Origin of the sequence: Citreicoccus inhibens (assembly GCF_019039035.1) — a bacterium.
Classification (GTDB): Bacteria; Myxococcota; Myxococcia; order Myxococcales; family Myxococcaceae; genus Citreicoccus; species Citreicoccus inhibens.
Genome location: NZ_JAHNZT010000010.1, coordinates 215,755 through 237,015, shown reverse-complemented (window position 1 = coordinate 237,015; position 21,261 = coordinate 215,755). Strand labels below are relative to the sequence as shown.

Sequence of the window (21,261 nt, the reverse complement as noted above, 5' to 3'; positions counted from 1 at the left end):
ACGAGACTGGGGAGGAGGTTGCGCCGGAGCATCCGCGAGCTGGCGCGTCGCCGAAGCATCCGCGAGTTGGTGCGGGTGCTTCGGCGCGCGAAGCAGGAGCCCGAAGAGGCGGAGTCCCTGGGCCGGCGCGCGCGGCAGTGTCTGGATTCACTGGGCGGCTTCTGGTGGCGCGCTCGCGAGCTGATCGCCTCACGCCTGGATGTCTTTCCCACCGAGTTCTGTCGGCACCTCGAGGGCGGAGGAGAGACGGGAGATGCTCGTCCCATCGACGATGCACAGGAACTCGTCGCCCGCGTGCTCGGAAGCATGATGGAGCGCCGCTTGGAGGCGTTCGAGCCGCGGCCGGTGCGGGTCTCCTTCTTCGGTCAGGTGCACACCGCGACGCTGAAGCGCAGCGGGACGCCGGTGTGGGTGGTTGTCCGCCGCCCGGACGCGGAGCCTCAGCTCCATGGCGAACTCGCGGAGATGGAGTCCTTCTTCGCGCGGCTGAGTCGGACGCGCGAGCTTGCGTATGCGCCGTGGGAGCGGTTGATGCGCGAGCTGCGTGCCTCGCTGCGCGACGGGTTGGATCTGCGCATCCAGGCGCACGCGATGCGTGAGCTGCGCAAGCAGGTCCGGAGCTACCGGGGCGCGCGCTATCCCCATGTCTTCCAGCAGCTCTGCCGCGCCGAGGTCCTCGTGGCCGAGCGTGTCCAGGCGCCGACGCTGGCGGAGGTCGAGGCGCGAGCGCTCGACGTGGGAGGTCCAGACGCCTGGTACACGGAGAACGACACCGACCCCAAGCTGCTGGCGGGCCGACTCTGGAAGGCGTTCATGCGGCAGCTGGTCGAGGCCCGGACGCTGGTCCCCACGCAGGGCCCCGAGGACATCCTCCTGCTCGGGAACAACACGTTCTGCTATCGCTTCGAGCCCTTCGTGCTGCCGTCCGAGCTGGGCGTGCCGCGCTCGGAGGCCTTCCACTTCCTGCTGCATGCGCTCCTGCGCCGCTCCTACGAGGGGGCGTTCTTTCCGCTCCTGCGTCTGGCCGAGCCCCTGCCTCCGCTGGAGCCGCACCAGCTCAAGAAGGTCGTGTCTCGGGAGATTCGCGCCTGGGCGCAGCGCTCGGAGGTGAAGACGCTGCCGGGCGACTTGCGCTCGTTCGGGGCCTTGTTCGACACGGTCCTCGCGACGATGCGCCGCCACCCCATCGTCTTCGACTCGGCGGTGCTGCGCGCCTGCCAGGAGCTGCGCCGCTTGGAGGGCGCGCTGTTCTCTCTCCACCCGCGCTTCGGGGTCGCGGGACAGCTCCGCCGGTTCTTCAAGCGGAGCGTGCGCCGAGCGGCGCGCCGGCTCCTGGCTGCCCAGGCCGCCACGCCGCCGGCCCCGGACTGGGATGTCATTGGTCAGGCCCCCTTCACCGCGCGCGAGGCCGCGCAGGATGAGGCGCAGCAGTCCACGCTCTCCTCCCTTCCGTTCGCGTCCGAGCCCACGGCAGGGGCCTACCTCGTCTCGCATGTCGCTGCGTTCTTGAGTGTTGTCTGTCTGGCTTTTGTCGCGGTCTTCTCGGTGGCCGCGGCTCGCGTTGCCTTGATCATTCACCTTTCCCCTGACTCCTGGGTGGAGCGAACGCTCGTCAATGGCTTGCGGCCCGATCTGTTGGAACTTGGGCTGGCGGTGACGTGCGCGTCGATTTGCGCCTGGGGGCTGTGGCGACTCGCCGTGCGTTTTGCTGAGCGAGATAGTCACTTGCCGACCCGTCGGGTGATATGACTGGTTTATATGCGAATCCATGTTTTCCCAGGACAGGGTTCTCAGCATGTGGGGATGGGCGCGGAGTTATTCGACAGCGCGCCGGAAGAAGTGGCGGCAGCCGATGCGGTTCTGGGTTGGTCGGTTCGCGCGCTCTGCTTGGAGGACCGCGACCAGAGGATGAACCAGACAGCGTGGACCCAACCCGCGCTGTATGTAGTGAATGCCCTGTCCTATCTGAAGAAGGTCCGAGAGACGGGACAGCGGCCGGAGCTGGTCGCCGGGCACAGCCTGGGGGAATACAACGCGCTCTTCGCGGCGGGGGCTTTCGACTTCGTCACGGGCTTGCGACTCGTCCAGCGCCGGGCGGCGGTGATGGCCAAGGCTCGAAATGGAGGAATGGCCGCGGTCGTGGGGCTGTCTGCCTCGCGCGTGCGGGATGTGTTGCATGAGGAACATCTGGACATGCTCGATCTCGCCAATCTCAATGCGCCGGAGCAGCAAGTCCTCTCAGGCCCGGTGGAGGCGCTCTCGCAGGCGGAGTCTGTCTTTACCCGGGTGGGGGTGAGGGGGTTCAAACGCCTGGCGGTCAGCGCCGCGTTCCACTCCCGATACATGGGTGAAGCCAGACGGGAGTTCGAGTCGTTCCTGGCGGAGTTCGTGCTGTCTTCGCCTCGGATTCCCGTCATCTCCAATGTCGAGGCGCAGCCGTATCCACCGGGTGCGTTGAAACGCTTGCTCGTGGAGCAGATCACCGCGCCCGTGCGTTGGGAGGAGTCCGTTCAGCACCTGTTGCGCCAATCGGCGGCCGACATCGAGGAGGTCGGGCCTGGGCGCGTGCTGACGACGTTGATCGCACAGATCCGGCGGAAGGTGGCGTCATGACCTCCGATAGAGGCCCCTCCTCGTTCGCGAGGCAGGGGCGCCCTTCACGCCTGAGGTGTGCCTTCGTGGGGGAGGGCTCGATGCTGGTGTCGTGCGCGGAGCGTGCGCGCACGCTCGGGCATGACCTGGTGGCGGTGCTGACTCCCGCGGAGGAGCTGCGTCAGTGGGCGCGGGAGCAGGGAGTCGCCGTGGAGGAGGTATCGGCCGGCTCCGAGTGGCTGCGTGCGCACGAGGTCGATGTCCTCTTCAGCGTCTATTGCTTCTCGCTACTGCCCCCCGCGCTGCTCGAGGTCCCGCGCCTGATGGCGGTCAACTTCCACGATGGCCCCTTGCCTCGGTATGCGGGGTTCCACGCGGCGACGTGGGCCTTGTTGAATGAGGAGCGCTCGCACGGGATCGCCTGGCACCGGATGACGCCCGAGGCCGATGCGGGGCCGCTCTTGGTGTCACGCACGTTCGCGCTCGCCGAGGACGAGACGTCGTTCTCGCTGAACCTCCGCTGCTATGAGCAGGGGCTCGCCGCCTTCGACGAACTCGTGGTGGGGCTGGCGCAGGGGAGTCTGTGTGAAGTGCCACAGGCGGGCGCGCCCACCCTGTTTCACTCGCGCGGTCAGAAGCCCACGCCGGCGTGCCTCTTGGATTGGCGTGGGTCCGCGACGCGGATCGCCGCGTGGATCCGCGCGCTCGACTTCGGTCCTACGGCGAACCCGGTGGGGACGCCCAAGGTGTGGCTGGATGGGAAGGCCATGCGGGTGGGCACGGCGCGCGTGCTGACCTCGCGGAGCACCGCTGCGCCGGGGACGATTCTCGACGTGGAGGGCTCGGACGTTCGCGTCGCCACGGAAGGGGAGGCGCTGCTGCTCAGTGGGCTGTGCGAGCATGACGGCACGCCCCTGCCCTCGGCGCGGTATGGCGAGTGGGGTGTCGTGCCTGGGGCGCGGTTTGTCACTCCCGAAGGGCCGCTCGCGGAGGAGCTGGCTCGGTGGAGTGGCGTGGCCTCGAAGGACGAGGCGCGATGGCGCGCCCGCAGGCGCACGCTGCCTGACGTGCCTCCATCGTCGCCCTGGCGAGAGGTGGCGCTGTCCGAGCGCTTGTTGGCGCGGATCCGCTCCTCGTGGGGGAGGGCGGGCGCCGAGGCTGCCATCACCTCCGCGTTCCTGGCGGGTGCGCTGCCGACGGAACCAACCCTCCCTCGGTTGGCGACGTTGCGGAGGATGGCACGCGAGGGTGTTCTCGCGACGTGCGGTCTCTTCGTTCAAGAGTGGGATGTCGAGCCTGGGGCCACGGCGAGTGTCTCCGCGCTGCGGCAAACGCTGGACTCCCTCCCTGCCGAGCCGGTGCGGTTCGCTGACCTGCGCGCGCGTTACCCCGAGTTGTCGCAGCGTGGCGCCTCCGTGGAGGTCGAGTGGGGGGCGCCGTGCGACGCCGAGGCAGGCCCCGCAGCGCGGTGGTGGCTGCGGCTCGATGGGCAGAACGTCGCGCTTCGGACCCGAGAAGACGCGGCGACCGCGTCACGTCTGTGCACGCGCTGGGAGGCGGCCCTGGACGACTTGCAGCGTCGCGACTCGCGCGCCTCCGAACATCTCGAACGGTGGCGCGAGGTATACGACGCGTCCTACGGGGGTGAGGTCTCGGGGGATCCGCTCTTCGACACGGCCTGTTGGCGGGACAGCGCGGGACAGCCGATCCCCAAGGCGCAGATGCGGGAGTGGGTCGACGCGACGGTCGAGGACGTGCTCGCGCACGGGCCACGTGACGTGCTGGAACTGGGCTGTGGGAAGGGACTCCTGCTCTGGCGACTGGTTCCTCATTGCCAGTCGTACACCGCCCTCGACTTCTCGTCGGTCGCTGTCGACCATGTCCGCGCGCACCTGCCTCGGTTGGGCGATGACGCTCGCAAGGTCGTCCTTCAGGTCGCTCCGGCGGACGACCTTCGCTGCGTGGCGGGGCGGCGCTTCGACACCATCCTGCTCAACTCGGTCGTCCAGTACTTCCCGACGACGGAGTACCTGCTGCGGGTCCTCGACGCGGCCCTTGCGCTGCTGTCGCCGGAAGGGTGCCTGTTCATTGGTGACGTCCGGAACTTGCGGCTCCTGTCCGCGCAGCACGTGGATGCGTCGGGTTTGGACCCATGGCGCGCCTCCCTCGCGGAAGAGTCCGAGCTGGTGCTCGACCCTTCATTCTTCCTCGCGCTGCGCCGCCGGTTCCCGCGCCTCATGGGCGTCGCGCTCTCTCCCAAGCGAGGGCGGACGCACAACGAGCTGACGCGCTTCCGCTACGACGTCGTCCTGCGCGTGGGGAGCGAGCCTCGGCGGGAGCCTGTGACGGTGTTGCCCTGGGCCTCCGTGGGCGGGCTGTCGGGGCTCTCCGCGGCCTTGGCTTCCACGCGCGGCGTGGTGGCGCTTCGCAACGTGCCCAACGCGCGTACTCAGGCCGTGGCGCTCCGCGCGCGGAATGCGCTGGGGGAGAGGGCAGAGCCCGAGGCGCCTCCAGGCGTGGATCCCGAGGCGCTGCGCGATGCCCTCGGCCCCGAGTGGACGTGTGCGCTCAGCTGGCACGACTGCGGTCCCATGGGGGAGTTCGATGTGTTGCTGGCTCGTGGGGCCGCACGCCACGCGCTGGCGGAGCTGGCGTCCGAGCTCCTGCCGACCTCGGATGCGCCGGCCACGTGGGCACATGAGCCCCTTCAGGACCCCGTGCGGTCGGATTCTGAGTTGCCGTGCCTGCCTGACCTCGTGCGTGCTCAGGCCCGGCGGACTCCCAATGCGATCGCCGTGCGGTGCGGCGACGGGGTGCTGCGCTACTCGGAGCTGGTTGCGCAGACGGCGCGCATCGCGGCGCGGCTGCGCGCCGAGGGGGTGGGCGCTGGCGCGCGGGTGGGGGTGTTGCTCGACCGGAGTCCGCTCCTCATCCCCGCGCTGCTGGGGACGTTGGAGACCGGCGCGGCCTATGTGCCGTTGGATCCGACCTATCCACGCGAGCGACTCGATTACATGCTCGATGACGCGGGCGTGCGGTGCGTGCTCGTGGAGGGCGTGCGCTCGGGAGCCTCGTTCCGCGTGGCCTCGGTGCCCGTGGACGCACCTGGGCACGAGGGGGCAGGTCCAGGTGGGGAGGCGCCTCGGGCGGACTGGCCCGCGTATGTCATCTACACGTCGGGTTCGACGGGGCGTCCCAAGGGCGTCGAGGTCTCGCACCGTGCGCTGACGAACCTCCTTCAGTCCTTTGCTCGGACCCTGGCGTGTGGGCCGCGCGATTGCCTTCTCGCCGTCACCACCGTCTGCTTCGACATCGCGGGCCTCGAGCTGTACTTGCCGCTCGTCACGGGCGGGACGGTCGAGCTTGCGTCCACCGAGACGGCGCACGACGGCGTGAAGCTGCGCCAGTTGCTGGAGCGCGGTCAGGTCACCATGCTCCAAGCGACGCCCTCGACGTGGAGGCTGCTCATCGAGGCGGGATGGTCTCGCCGCGAGAACGTGGTGGCGCTGTGTGGCGGTGAGGCGCTGTCTCGCGACCTGGCTGACGCGTTGCTCGCACGCGTCACCCGGCTCTGGAACGTGTACGGCCCCACCGAGACCACCATCTGGTCCACGGCGGGCGAGGTTCACTCCGATGCGCCCATCCACCTGGGGGCGCCCATCGCGGAGACGCGATGCCACGTCCTCGATGCGCGCGGCGCGCCAGTGGCGCCAGGGGAGACCGGCGAGCTGTTCATCGGCGGGGCGGGGGTCGCGCGTGGGTACGTGAATCGGCCGGACCAGACCGCGGAGCGCTTCGTGCCAGAGCCCCTCGGGCCTCCTGGCGCGGTGATGTACCGCACGGGCGACCGTGTGCGATTGGGCGAGGACGGAGCGCTTCACTACGTGGGGCGGGTCGATGCCCAGATCAAGCTCGCGGGGTATCGCATCGAGCTGGGGGAGATTGAGGCCGCGCTCCAGCGGCTGGAGTCGATCGCGGAGGCCGTGGTCGTCCTGCGCCAGGCTGATGGCCAGGATGATCGGCTGGTCGCCTATGTCCGGCTGGCGCGACCGCGCACGGTGGACTCGCTGGGAGAGGAGCTGCGCCGGTGGCTGCCCGAGCACATGGTGCCCTCTGCCTTTCATGCCGTGGCGCAGTACCCGTTCACGTTGAACCGGAAGATCGACCGCGTCCGGCTCGCGAGAGAGGCTCCCGAGTCCTTTGGCTCCCGCGCGGACGATGGTCCTCGGGCCGCTGACTCGCGGCACTGGGCCGAGGTGCTTCGTGTGCTCGCGCAAGAGGTGGTGCCGAGCGCGGGGGGCATCGCGCTCGATCGGCCCTTGGGTGAATATGGATTCCGCTCGCTTCGATTCACCGCGCTGGCATCTCGGATTCGCGCGCGCTTGGGGGTCGAGCTGTCTCCGACGGCCTTCTATCGCTACACGACGCTGCGGGCGATGGCGGAGCACCTGTCGGGCATGCCTCGCGCGGCGCGCGCGCCCGTGGCCCCTGTGCATTCGCCGGAGCCGAAGGTCGTGCTGCCCGCGCCTCGCGTGACGCCTTCGAAGCCTCGGGAGGGCGAGCCCATCGCCATCATTGGCCTCTCGGGACGATTGCCCGGCGGGGAGGATGTCCCGGCCTTCTGGGCGGCCCTGGCGCGCGGTGCGGAGGGGGTTCGTGAGCCTCCGCGTGGACGACCTGGGATGGAGTCATTCCGCGCCGAGCTGTCGCGCCTCGGTGTCGAGCCTCGCTTTCGCGCGGGGTTCATCGACGACGTGGAGCGCTTCGACGCGGCGTTCTTCGGCATCTCTCCCCGCGAGGCGGAGTTGTTGGATCCGCGCCAGCGCTTGTTGCTGGAGTCCGCGTGGCATTGCATCGAAGACGCGGGCTATGCCCCTACGGCACTGGCCGGCAGCCGTACCGGCGTCTTCATCGGGTCGGCGGGCTCCGAGTATTGGGAGGTCCAGTGCCGCGAGCAGCAGGCCATTGACGCCTACACGCTCTCGGGAGTCTCCGATGCGGTCCTCTGCAATCGCCTCTCGTACTTCCTGAACCTTCGGGGCCCGAGCGCGCCCATCCACACGGCGTGCTCCAGCTCGCTCGTGGCGTTGCATCGTGCACGTCAGTCGATGCTCGCGGGGGAGTGCGAGCTCGCACTGGTGGGAGGTGTCAACCTCCTGCTGGGGCCGCTGTTCCATGCGAGCCTCGCGCGCGGCGGATACCTCAGCCCGCGCTTTCGCTGCGCCACGTTTGATGCGTCCGCCGATGGCTACGTGCGCGGCGAGGGCGTGGCCATGTTGCTGCTCAAGCCACTGCGCCGCGCGGAGCTGGACGGCGACGCCATCCACGCGGTCCTGCTGGGGTCGGCGGAGAATCATGGTGGGCGCGCGCAATCCCTGACCGCGCCGGACCAGGGCGCGCAGGTGGAGTTGCTCCGCGCCGCGTACCGAGAGGCCGCGGTCGACCCAAAGACTGTCTCGTACGTCGAGACGCACGGCACGGGCACGTCGCTCGGGGACCCCATCGAGGTCAATGCGCTCAAGGAAGCCTTCTCGGGCCTCTATGCGGAGTGGGGGCACGCGGTGGAGCGGCCCGTGTGTGCCCTGGGCGCGCTCAAGTCCTCCGTCGGCCACCTGGAGGCCGCGGCGGGCATCGCGGCCGTCATCAAGGTCATCGGGGCGCTGCGCCAGGAGCGCATTCCTCCGAACCTGCACTGCGCCGAGCAGAACCCCCACATCGACCTGAAGGGGAGCCCCTTCTTCCTCGCCACGCAAGCCGTGGAGTGGCCAGCGGGGACCGACGGTGGGCACGTCATGGCTCGACGCGCCGGGGTGAGCTCCTTTGGCTTCGGGGGGTCGAATGCGCACGTCGTGTTGGAGTCACCGCCCGCGTTGGCTCCGACGCCCCAGGACGTAACCGACGGGCCGGAGCTGTTCGTCCTCTCCTCGCGAGATGCCGAAGGGTTGCGCGGCCAGGTGGCGCGCTTGGAGGAGTCCCTGGCCCAGTCTCAAGGGGCGCGGCTCCTCGACGTGGCATACACCCTCCAGGTCGGTCGTGCGGCGATGGAGGAGCGGCTGGCCTTCGTCGCCTCGTCGCGAGCGCAGGCCGTGGAGGCCTTGCGGTGCTTCCGTGAGATGGGGAGCGCGCCTGCGGTGGTGACGGGCAACGCTCGGGCCGCGGGCGGCCTGGCTTCGATGCTCGGGGATGCGGCGGGGCGTGGCTTTGTCGCGGAGGTTGCGGGGCGTGGCGACTTGGAGCGCCTCTCAAAGCTCTGGGTATCAGGCGTTGAGCTGGACTGGATGGCGCTGCCTCGGCGCGCGGCGCCGCGACGGGTGCACTTGCCTGGGTATGCCTTTGCTCGCGAGCGCTACTGGTTGCCTCGGACCCGAGAGCCGTCCCGGGTGGAGATCCGGCTGTCGCGCGAGGACGCGTTCTTCGCGGACCATGTCGTCAAGGGCGAGGTCGTGCTTCCCGCGGCGGCGATGGTCGAGCTGGCGCGCTCAGCCGCGTCGTCCGTGACCGGGAGGCCCTGCACCTGTCTGGAGGGACTGGTCTGGTTCCGCCCGGTGCGAGCCGAGGCGAACGAGACAACGCTCGCCCTCCAGTTCCAGCGCGAGGGCGACGCTTGGTCCTTCGTCATTGAGACGACGGGGCAGGACGGCGGCACCAGACGTCATGCGCAGGGGCGCGTTCCCGCCCCCTCGGCGGATGAGGTGCCACGTCGGCTGGACCTGGAGGGCTTGCGCGCGCGGGTTCAGCCGAGCGTGCAGCAGGCCGAACTCTATTCGAGCCTCCGCGCCTATGGCCTGGAGTTGGGGCCCGCGTACCGGCCGGTGGAGCGGGTGTGGCGGGGCACGGATGAGGCGCTCGGATTGTTGGTCACGCCTCGGCTCGAGTCCGGGCGCGAGGTCGGTGAGTTCTTGCTGCACCCCGGGATGATCGACGGGGCCTTGCAGGTCGCGCTCGCGGGCGTGTGGAGCCACGATACGAAGGAGCTTCATCTCCCGTTCACGATGGGCGAGGTGCGGCTCTCGGGGCCGCTGCCGGAGCGAAGTTGGGTTCACGTCACGCGCTCCAGCAGCGGGGGCGGGATTGACCTCGCGGTGGCGGACGCGAATGGCGAGGTCTCGTTGGAGATTCGAGACTTCTTCCTCCGCCCGGCTCACACGGAGCGCCCGCGTGCCTCGGCGAGTGACATCCTCTACTTCGCGCCGGAGTGGCGTGAGTCCTCGCTGTCACGGGCTGGCGACGAGCCGGACCTCATGCTGTTCGATGACGGGTCCGCGCGCGGGTCGTCGCTGCAAGCGCGGTGGCGGGGGCGCATCGTGCTGGTGGAGTCTGGGAAGCAGTTCCACCGCGCCGATGCGCGCCATTACACGCTGCGGCCCGAGGCACCGGAGGACTATCGGGCGCTGCTCGACGCACTCGCCCGTGATGGCTTGGTGCCCCGCGTGGTGGTGCATGCGTGGCGCGGGCCGGTCGATGATGTCGACCGTGAGCTGGCCGCGGGGCTCGGTGCGTCGCTGTGCCTGATTCAAACGCTGGCGGCTCGCTCGACCGCGCTGGAGCTGCGCCTGCTGTATCTCCATGCCTCCGAGGCCGGCCGACCCAGCGCGTGGACGCGTGCCCTGGTGGGGTTTGGCAAGAGTCTCGCGCTGGAGCACGCGGCTTCGTCCTCGACGGTGCTCTCGGCACCGGACGCCGAGCTGCGCGGAGTGGGGCTCGCGGAGCTCGTTCGGCGTGAGCTTCCTGCATCGGAGGAAGAGGTCCTCTACGCGGAGGGGCGGCGGCACGTTCGCGTGCTGCGGGAGCTGGTGGCGAGCGAGCCAGCGCCTTGGCGAGCGGGCTCGGTGTATCTGATTTCTGGAGGGCTGGGGGGCCTCGGCCGACTGCTCGCCTCTCGCCTCGCGGCGCGGGGAGTCCGGCTCGTGCTGGCCAGTCGGGCTCCGCTGGATGCGGACGGCGAGCGCTTCGTGGCGTCGCTGGCGCGGCATGGCGTTGGGGCGCTCCATGTCCAGGGGGACGTCGGGCGCGAGGCGGACGTCGCGCGATGGGTCGCCGAGGCCAGGCGCTGCTTCGGACGGTTGGATGGCGTGATTCACGCGGCGGGCGTCATTCGGGACGCGCGCTTGACGCGGAAGCAGGCCGCACAGGTCGCGGAGGTGGTTGCCGCGAAGGTGCGTGGGGTCGTCGCGCTCGACCGGGCGCTGCGTGCCGAGCCGCTCGAAGCGTTCCTGGTCTTCTCGTCTGTTGCCGCGCTGGTGGGCAACGTGGGGCAATGCGACTACGCGTTCGCGAATGCCTTCATGGATGGCTTCGTCGAGGACCGCGAGGCCCTGCGCGCCCGAGGCGAGCGCTCCGGAGTCACCCAGTCCATCAACTGGCCACTCTGGCGCGCCGGTGGAATGGCGGTCGATGGGCCCACGGAGACCTGGCTGTCCGAGACCCTGGGCCTCCGGCCCTTGACGACCGAGGCCGGCCTGGACGCGCTCGACGCGGTTCGTGGCCAGCGGGCGTCTCAGGTCTTCGTCGCGGCGGGCGAGGTGGAGCGCATCCGAGCACGCTTCTTGCCTGCTCGCGGAGACGACGCCGCATCGCCCGTGCGTCCGACGCCATCGGTTGGTCGCTCCGAGGAGCTTCGGGAGCGTTTGACCCAGATCGCGGCGCGCATCCTCAAGCACGACCCTCGGAGGATTCATCCGGCCCGCGAGCTGGGCGAGTTTGGCTTCGACTCGTTGTCGTTCACCGAGCTGGCGAACCAACTCAACTCCGAGTTCAAGCTCTCCCTCACGCCCGCGCTGTTCTTCGAGCAGTCGACCGTCGAGCGACTCGTGTCGTACCTGGCTCCGCGGGTCACGAACTCGGCGCCCAAGTCTCCGCCCATCGCGCCGCCCGCCGCTCCCGCGGTGGCTCCTCGCGGGCCTGCTCGGCGCTTGTCGGTCACGCGTCGCGAGGAGCCCATCGCCATCGTGGGCGCGGCGGCGGTGCTCCCTGGCTCGGATACGCTCGATGCGTTCTGGCGCAACCTGGAGGCCGGCAAGGACCTCATCCAGGAGATTCCCCCCGAGCGATGGGATTGGCGCTCGCTGCGGAGCGCGCTGCGTGACGGAGCGAACCCGGAGGCTCTGCGATGGGGCGGCTTCATCGCGGGCGTGGATCAGTTCGATGGTCGCTTCTTCGGCATCTCGCGTCGCGAGGCCGAGCTGATGGATCCGCAACAACGGGTCTTTCTCCAGACGGTGTGGCGGGCAATCGAGGATGCAGGTTGGAACCCCCGCCGCTTGAGCGGCAGTCGCACGGGGCTCTTCGTGGGGGTCTGCACGTCCGACTACGCGGAGCTGCTCGCGCGGTCCGGGGGGCGCGTCGAGGCGCACACGTCGACGGGCAACGCCCGGTCCATCCTGCCCAATCGCATCTCACATCACCTGGGCCTGCGCGGCCCGAGCGAGCCCATCGACACCGCGTGCTCCAGTTCCTTGGTGGCGGTGCAGCACGCCATCCAGTCGCTGCGCAGTGGTGCCTCAGAGGTGGCGATCGCGGGTGGGGTGAACCTCGTGCTGTCCCCGTTCTTCCATCTCTCCTTCGCGCACGCGGGGATGCTGAGCGCTGGGGGCCGATGCCGGACGTTCGACCATCGCGCGGATGGCTATGTGCGCGGAGAGGGCTCCGTCGCCGTGGTCCTCAAGCCCCTCTCCCGCGCCGAGGCGGATGGGGATGCGATCCACGGCCTCATCGTGGGGAGCGCGGTGGGCCATGGCGGCCATGCGAACTCGCTCACCGCGCCGAACGGTGCCTCCCAGGCCGAGCTGCTCGTGGAGGCCTATTCGCGCGCGGGTGTCGATGTCCGCACGGTGGGCTACATCGAGGCGCACGGCACGGCCACGCGCCTGGGTGACCCCGTTGAGGTCCGAGCGCTGCGACAGGCGTTTCGGGAGCTAACGGGCGAGGACTCGGTCGCGACGCCCTGGTGTGGATTGGGCTCGGTCAAGAGCAACTTCGGTCATCTCGAAGCAGCGGCTGGCGTGGCGGGCTTGCTCAAGGTCGTCTTGTCCATGCGCGAGCGGACACTGCCCGCGACGCTGCACGTCGAGCAGCTCAACCCGCATCTGGAGCTGCGTGACAGTCCATTCCATGTCGTCACGCGCACCACGCCGTGGCCTGCGCCGGAGGGTGGGGCGCCTCGTCGCGCGGGCCTCAGCTCCTTTGGATTCGGAGGCGTCAACGCGCACCTCGTGGTGGAGGAGTACCCGCAGGCTCCACGTGAGGACGATGGATGTGAGCAATTGCTGGTGCTGTCGGCTCGAAACGCGGAGCGGCTGAGGGTGCTCGCGGGCGAGTTGTCCGAGTCGCTTCGCGTCCAGGCGGCGGAGAGGGCGAGCCTCGATGACGTCGCCTTGACCCTTCAGACAGGTCGCCCCGAGTTGAGCGTGCGGTTGGCCTTGGTCGCTTCGGATCGGCACCACGCTTCCGCGGTTCTGGAGCGGTTCTCGCGTGGCGATGTCCCGGAGTCCATCTGCTGCGGAGAGGTTCGGGAAGTCTCCTCCGCGGCGACCGAGGCCCTCGCTCCCCAGGTGCGGAAAGGCCAGCTCGGTGCCATCGCGGAGGCGTGGGTGTCGGGGACCGAGGTGGATTGGGACGCGCTGCCTCGGGCTCGGAGACCTCGGCGTGCCCACCTGCCGTCCTCTCCCTTCGCGTGCGAGCGGTACTGGTTCCCCCAGCAAGAGGCGGTGTCGAGCGTGAAGCCCTCCGAGACCGAGGCTCCCACACTCACGCCTCGCGGTGAGGGATTGACCTTCCTTCGTCCCGAGTGGGCGGAGCGGGCCGCGACCGAGACCTCGTCGGGCTCCGACACGTCTTCACGGGTCCTGGTCGTGATGGATGCGGGAGCCGTGGAGCTGGGCCTCGCGTTGGTTCGCCTGCACGGCGCGGGGACGCTCACCGTTCACCTGGGTTCGGAGACGCGCGCGTACTCCGACCGGGTCTGGCACGTGGCCGCGGAGGAGGAGTCCGCGTGGGAGCAGTTGCTGCCTCGATGGGGCGACGTCCATCGGGTCTACTTCGTCGCGAGTGCTGCTGCCGCGCTGACTGAACCGCTCGTGTCGTTACTGCGGTTGTCTCGCGCGCTGATCCGAACCGGGGTCCGCATCGAGTCCCTGACGGTCGTGTCGGCGGGTGCGCATGGGCTTGTCGCCCGTGAGCAGGGAGCGCCGAGCGGCGCGGCCTTGTCGGGCTTCTGCAAGTCGCTGGCGCAGGAAGTGCCTGGGCTGCGGGTCGCCACGGTGGACGTGTCCCACGACGAGGTAGGACCGGGCGCCGCGTTCGAGTCTCGCGAGGCGGTGGCTCGCGCGTTGATGATGGAGCCCGCGAGCGAGCGACCGGTCGAGGTCGCGCTGCGCCGTGGCGCCCGGATGGAGCGCATCCTCGTCCCCCTGGAGTTGGGACCGGTGGCGCAGCCCGCGTTCCGCCGAGGTGGCGTGTACCTCCTCGTGGGAGGCGCGGGTGGGATTGGTCTGGCGCTCGCGCGTCATCTGTCGCGGACCGTGGGGGCGCGCGTGGTCCTGGTGGGGCGTCGCCCGCTGGACACGTCGCTGGAGCACGTCCTCGGGGAGCTGTCACGCGAAGGCGGGGAGGCCGTGTACCTCCAGGCCGACTGCGCGGACCGCGAGCGCATGCGGAGTGTCGTGGAGGAGGTGTCCCGTCGCTGGGGTGCGCTCCATGGGGTCTTCCACGCGGCGCTCGTGCTCCGCGACAGCGCGCTGCGGGACATGGCGACAGCTGAGTTGAGGGCCGTGCTCGCGCCGAAGGTCGAAGGGCTGGAGGCGACGCTCGAGGCGGTGTCGGGGATGCCGCTCGACTTCGTCGCGGTCTTCTCCTCCATGCAATCGTTCCTGGGGAACGCGGGACAGGCGAACTACTCCGCGGCTTGCGCGCTCTCGGATGCGGTGGCGCTTCGTTATCGGGCGCGGCTGCCGGTGAAGCTCATCCACTGGGGCTTCTGGGGCTCCGTGGGTGTCGTCGCCACGCCCGAGCACCGCGAGCGGATGGCTCGGCTCGGCTTTGACTCGATCGAGGCCTCCGATGGGTTCGCGGCGCTGGAGTCCATCCTGGCCTCCGAGGAGCCACGGGTGGCGTGTCTCGCCGCGACGCCGGAGCTGGTGCGTGCGTTGCGCGGTGTGGATGCGGGTCGCCGGCAGGGGGTGGCGCTCCGCTCCCCTGTCGCGTTTCAACCTGCCGTCGCCTCGATTCGTGCCTCCGAGCCGATGACGCTGCGAGACCATCTCCAGGGACTGAAGGCCGTGGAAGAGGAGGGCGCGCGTGCGGTCGGTGCGCTCCTGCGCGGCCTGGGCCTGTGGGGCCGCGTGGGGGAGGACTCGTCCTGGGCGCAGCTCGCGGAGCGGGCGCGGGTCGTCCCGGCGCAGCAGCGACTCTTTCGCGCGCTGCTTGCCTCGGCGGAGGCTTCCGGTTGGCTGCGGCGAGATGGGGCTCGCTATGTCGTCGTGGCTGTGCCTCCAGAGGAGTCCTCCGAGGTCGTCGCTCTGCGTCGGCGAGAGTTGGGGGCGCGTCACCCTTCGCTCCGAGCGCACCTCTCGCTGCTGGACGCCACCTTGAGCGAAACCGTCGCGGTGCTTCGGGGTGACCGAAGCCCGACGGAGGTGCTGTTCCCCTCAGGCTCCATGGCGCGCGTGGCGCCCATCTACGCGGACACGCCTCAAGCCGAGTTTCTCCGAGCGCAGGTCGCGGCGGCCGTGGCCGCGTATGTACGTGCTGTCCCCCGCGAGGAGTCGGCGCCAGTCCGCGTGTTGGAGATCGGGGCGGGGACGGGCGGAACGACCGCCGCGGTGCTCGCGGCCCTGCGGGACTCGGGGCGCGCCGTCGAGTTCGTCTACACGGATGTGTCGCCCGTGTTCCTTCGTCACGGTCAGGAGCGCTTCTCACGCGACTGCCCGTTCCTTCGCTTCAGCCCGCTGGACGTGGAGCGGCCCCCCGGGGCTCAAGGTTTCGAGCGTGGCCAGTTCGACGTGGTCATCGCGGCGAACGTCCTCCATGCCACGCGTTCCATGACGGACTCACTTCGCCACGCCAAGTGGCTGCTCAAGCAGGGCGGGTGGCTGCTGCTGCAGGAGCTGACACTCGCGCAGCGCTTCACGTCGCTGACCTTCGGACTGCTCGAAGGGTGGTGGCGATTCGAGGACGGACACCTGCGGCTGCCCGACTCGCCGTTGCTGGGGAACAGTGAATGGGCGGTGTTGCTGGAGCGTGAGGGCTTCTCTCCGGCCCTCGGGTTGGGGGAGGACATCCCGCTGCTTGCCGAGCGGGTGTGGCTCGCGCGCAGCAACGGCGTGGTCCACGAGGGGGCGCAGGAGCGCGTGCTTGTCCCGACCTCGGTCAGCGAGGCCGGGCGACAGGCGGTGGCTGTCGCCTCGGGAGCGGGCTCGCTCTCCGAGAGGCTTCACGCGTGGATCCGCGCGCAGTTGGCGGAGGAGTTGCGCATCCCACCCGCGGAGCTGGCGGACGATGAGCGCTTCGCCTCGCTGGGGCTCGACTCCATTCTCCTTCAGCGATTCGTGCATCGGCTGAGTCAGGGGTTGGGGCCGGTGCCTCGGACGCTGCCGCTCGAGTACGACACGCTCGCGCGTTTGACCTCCGCGCTGCTTGCCTCGCATCGCGAGCACATCGAGGGACTCGTTGGGCCGCCCGCGCAGGCACTGGGGGCGTCACCGCAGGTCGTGCCCGCGCCGAGGACCTTCTCGGAGGGCCCCGACGTGCGCGCCTCCAAGAGGGAAGAGGGCGTCGCCATCATCGGGATGGCAGGCATCTTCCCTGGGGCGCGGGACACCGCGTCCTTGTGGCGCAACCTCCGCATCGGGACGCGGGCCATTCAAGAGGTCCCCTTGGAGCGCTGGGACTGGCGCGCGTTCCATGGCGAAGCGGCGGCTGCGCAAGGGCGTGACCTTCCTCGCTGGGGCGCGTTCATCGAGGACGTGGGGCACTTTGATCCTGCGTTCTTCGGGATGACGCCACGCGCGGCGCGAGCCCTTCCTCCCGAGGAGCGACTGCTGCTCCAGACGAGCTGGGCGACCCTGGAGGACGCGGGCTACACCCGAGAGTCACTGAGGCGTGAGCGCGTGGGAGTGTTCATCGGGGCTCGGCCGTCCAGCTACACGCAGCGCTCGGAGGGCGCTGTCGCGGTCGATGCCAGCGCGAATGGACTGCCGTGCCGGGTGTCGCACGCCCTGGGCCTCACCGGGCCGAGCATCGCGGTGGACGCGGCCTGCTCCTCCGCATTGGCCGCGCTGCACCTGGCTCGCGAAGCCCTGCTGAGGGGGGACTGCACGCTCGCGCTGGTGGGCGGCGTGAACCTCTACCTGCATTCCTCCCAGTACCAGCGCCTGCGCGAGCTTCGGGTCATCTCCACGCGTGAGGACACGGCGCTCTTCGATGGACAGGGCGAGGGCTTCACTCCCGGCGAGGCGGTGGCCGCGGTCCTGCTGAAGCCCGCCGCGCGCGCGGTGGCGGAGGGTGACTCCATTCGAGGTCTCATTCGGGCAACCTCGCTGAGACACAAGGGAGACGCGTCCGACTATTACCTGCCGTCCCCCGGGACACAGACATCCCATCTCGCGGAGACGCTGCGGAGCGCGAACATTCCCGGGGCGTCCATCGGTCTCTACGCCGCGCAGGCGCAGGGCGCTTCATTGGCCGACCTCACCGAGTGGCGCGCGGCGACTCGGGCGCTCGGTGGCGACGAGGCGGGTGCGCGCGGCTTCTGTGCCTACAGCTCGATCAAGCCGTGGTTGGGGCACTCGGAGGCCGCGTCGGGTGTCGTTCAGTTGATCAGCGTCTTGCTTCAACTCCAGCACGCAGAGCTGCTGCCAATCGCCGTGGCCGAGCAACGGGCGCCTGAAGTGGACCTGTCGCGGTCGCCGTTCTTCTTCCCCACCTCGGTGACGGGTTGGCCCCGTCACACGGAGGGCGCCACGCCTCAGCCGAGGCGTGCCTGCGTCACCGCCTGTGGCGTGGGCGGGGTGGAGTCCTTCGCCGTCATCGAGGAGCACATGGAGGGGTTGAGCCCTGGCACGACGCCCGCGAACCACGTGATACCGCTCTCGGCGCGGACCGCCGAGCAACTGCGCGAAGTCGCGAGTCGCCTGCTGGGCGCTCTGCGGGGCGACACGGGGCAGGCCGCGCTCGCGGATCTCGCGTTCACGCTCCAGGTGGGGCGCGAAGGGCTCGCGGAGCGGTGGGCCGTGGTCGTCGCCTCGACCGTCGAGTTGAGCGCCGCGCTCGAGGGCTTCCTCGCCGGGCGTACCCTCGGCTGGCGAGGCACGGCGCCAAGGCACGCAGCAGAGGGAGACCTCGTCACGAGCGACCTCTCCGTTCTGGCGAGGAGCTGGAGCGAGGGGCGGCGCGTGGACTGGGGGCTCCTGTGGCCGCGAGGTGGCCACCGCGTGCCGCTGCCCACCTATCCGTTCGAGCGACGCGACTGCTCGCTCGTGCCGACCGCCCTCTCCGCTGGAGTGATCGACCCTCCGGCCGCGCCGATGTCTCCTCGTGCGAGCGGCGCGGCCGAGACGGCTCGTCGGGTGGGCGCCTTCTATGACGCGCTCTTCTCGGACCCCGATCCAGGGGACGAGCCACATCTCACGTTCGCTCCGCTGTTGGATCCACCCCCTGGGTTCTCGTGGCTGCTCGCGTATCACGAGCCCGAGAAGTACCCGGCCTTCCGCCAGGCGCTGCGTCGGGGACAGCGTCAGGCGAAGCGATTGCTGCTGGATGGTGTGGACCTGGGCCGGGTGCAGCGGGTGCTCGACATCGGCTGTGGCCTGGGCGTCGATCTCATCGACCTCTTGAGCGGGCTGCCGGAGGCGCAGGGGCACGGCTACAACATCTCCCCGGGACAAGCCGCCAGCGCCTCGCGTCGTGTGGCGGAGGCGGGACTCGCGCAGCGGGTGGAGATCTTCCATCGCGACAGCTCGCGCGATCCCTTCCCATCCACCTACGACCTCGTCGTGGGGTTCGAGGTCTTCCCTCACATTCAGCGCAAGCAGGAGGCGCTGGACAACATCGCCGCGAGCCTTGCTCCTGGCGGGCGTCTCCTGCTGATTGATTCCGTCGCCTCGACCGTGGCCGTGGAGCTTCCCGAGCTGGCCATGTTCAGCTGCTCCATCGCCGAGTGCGCGGCCATGCTGACGAAGTCGAGGCTGCGGCTGCGCCGGTGCATCGACTCGAGCCGGGAGGTCATCCACTTCCTGGGGGACCCACGCTTCGAGGAGAACCTGGCGAGGCTCACGCGCGAGAAGCCGAACACCGCGCGCTTCGAGCCACTGCATCGCAGCTGGACCCACTTCGGCAAGGCGCTGTCGCGTGGCCTCTTCTACTACCTGCTGCTGGACCTTGAAGCCGCAGGGGCGATGGCCGAGCAGCGCCTGCTGGAGGCGAACCTGTCCGCGCTCCGCCACCCCACGCCGTATGCCGAGGCGATGGCCCTGGTCCGGAGCAGTCCGTCGCGGCACCGAGCGGAGCCCGCTCCAGCGTCACCGCGCGAGGCGCGGGCCGACATGGAGCGGACGGTCCAGGAGGTGGCCGCGGAGGTCATGGAGTTGAGCCCCCGCGAGCTCAACCTCGATGCGCGCTTCGCCGAATGGGGCCTGGGTTCATTGGAGGGCCTCGCGCTGATTGACGCGCTCAATCGTCGGCTGGGCGTGACCCTGAAGATCCAGGCGCTCTACGACCATTCGAGCGTTCGCGAGCTGGCCCATCATCTGGCGGAAGCCTTCCCTCGCGCAGCTGCTCCTCGGAGGGAGGCCGTGGTCCCCGACGCACCGCGACCGCCCGAACGCCCCGTGACGCGTTCCGCGGACCAGGACGAGCCCATCGCGGTGATTGGCTATTCGGGACGTTTCCCTGGTGCGAAGAACGCGGAGGAGCTCTGGCGCCTCCTGGCCGCGGGAGAGAGTTCGATTGGCGTCGTTCCGCCGGAGCGATGGGACGCCGAGCGCTTCTTTGACGCTCGAGCCGGAACCCTGGGCCGGAGTCAGAGCCGTTGGGGTGGCTTCCTCTCCGACGTGGACTGCTTCGACCCCGGCTTCTTCGGCCTCTCTCCCGCCGAGGCCGAGGTGATGGATCCGCAGCAGCGGTTGTTCCTGGAGGAGTCATGGAAGGCCCTGGAGGATGCGGGTCAGTCTCCTGCCTCGGTTGGCGCCAGCCGGAGCGGCGTGATTGCCGGCGTCATCAGCAACGAGTACGGCGCGCTGCTCCAGCGCTCGGCGGTGCCTGAGCGGGCCGGGCAGGTGATGTTGGGCAACGCGTCATCCATCCTGGCGGCCCGCATCGCCTACCACCTCAACCTGCGTGGCCCCGCGCTGGCCATCGACACCGCGTGCTCCTCGTCGCTGGTGGCCACTCACATGGCCTGTGGGCTGCTTCAGCGTGGCGAGGCCGACCTCATGCTCGCGGGTGGAGTGACGCTCTACCTCTCGCCCCAGACGTACGTGGAGATGAGCCACGCGGGCATGCTCTCTCCGACGGGCGCGTGCCGGTCCTTCGCTGACGGCGCGGACGGTATCGTCGTAGGGGAAGCTGCCGCGGTCGTGGTCCTCAAGAGGCTCGGGGATGCGCTCCGGGATGGTGACCGGATCCACGGGGTCATTCGAGGCTCGGGCACCAATCAGGACGGGCGCACGAATGGAATCACGGCGCCATCGGGACGCGCGCAGACGGCGCTGGCGCTGGAGGTCTGGCGCCGCGGTGGCGTGGACCCGGCGACCTTGGACTACGTGGAAGCGCATGGGACCGGGACCCCGCTGGGGGACCCGATAGAGGTCGAGGCGCTCGCCACGGCGATGCGGCAGCACACGCCCGAGCGGGGCTTCTGCCTCCTGGGGACGGTGAAGAGCAACATCGGCCATACCTCGGCGGCCTCGGGCGTCGCGGGGCTCATCAAGATCCTCCTGTCGCTGCGCCATGAGCGCATCCCCGCGACGCTTCACGTGGATCGGCCCACGCGTCATCACGACTGGGACGCGAGCCCGCTGCGGTTGGCCCGCGAGGCCACGCCTTGGGTGCGCCGTGAGGACCGACCGCGCCGCGCGGCCCTGAGCTCATTTGGCTTCAGCGGCACGAACTGCCACATGGTCATCGAGGAGGCGCCGCCCGAGGCGCCGAGCCACGCGCCGCCGCGCTCGGACTGGGTGCTGCCGATCTCGGCGAAGTCCGAGGCGCAGCTCCTCACGCAGGCCTCGAAGCTGGTGGCGTGGATCGACGAACAGCGCGCGGCGACGGATGGAGCGCCCCTGCTCGAACGACTCGCCGCGACGTTGCAGGTGCGTCGAGCGGCGCTGCCTGAGCGCCTCGCGGTGGTGGCGTCGAGTCTCGACCAGGCCCGTGATGAACTCGCTGCCTTCGTCCGAGGTGAGTCTCGGGCGAGAGTGCATGGCGGTCGAGTGGGGGCGGGCGCCTCGGCGGTTCGCTTCGAGGGCCCGACGGCCTCGGCGCTCGTCGAGTTGCTCGTGCGCAACGCGGAGTGGGAGCGCTTGGCGCAGCTCTGGGTGTCCGGGTCGGAGGTGGAGTGGCGAGCGCTGTACCCGGGCTCGCTCCCGCTCCCGGTGAGTGCGCCCACGTATCCGTTCGCGCGCGAGCGCTACTGGCTGCTTGGGGGGGCGGCGAGTCCCGCTCCGGTGGTCGAGGCGG

Annotated in this window: 3 protein-coding genes (1 of these 3 only partly in view); all 3 read left to right on the top strand. The window is 69.9% G+C overall.

Features of this window, described 5'->3' with window-relative positions; all coding sequences use genetic code 11:
* Positions 1-18 precede the first annotated feature (18 nt).
* A complete protein-coding gene (locus tag KRR26_RS15215) occupies positions 19-1,749 on the top strand; it encodes an AarF/UbiB family protein (RefSeq protein ID WP_217080174.1) in 1,731 nt (576 codons plus the stop codon).
* Positions 1,750-1,758: 9 nt separating this feature from the next.
* A complete protein-coding gene (gene fabD / locus KRR26_RS15210) occupies positions 1,759-2,613 on the top strand; it encodes an ACP S-malonyltransferase (protein WP_120207069.1) in 855 nt (284 codons plus the stop codon).
* An 80-nt stretch (positions 2,614-2,693) separates the two neighbouring features.
* Positions 2,694-21,261: the 5' end (the start) of an amino acid adenylation domain-containing protein gene (locus tag KRR26_RS15205; protein ID WP_217080173.1), read on the top strand. The gene runs 23,960 nt beyond the window's last position; the window shows 18,568 of its 42,528 coding nt (coding positions 1-18,568); it begins with the start codon at positions 2,694-2,696; its stop codon lies off the right edge, out of view.

Excerpts from the sequence above, each read along its gene's own strand:
- fabD (WP_120207069.1), top strand. The coding sequence starts at position 1,759 with ATGCGAATCCATGTTTTCCCAGGACAGGGTTCTCAGCATGTGGGGATG.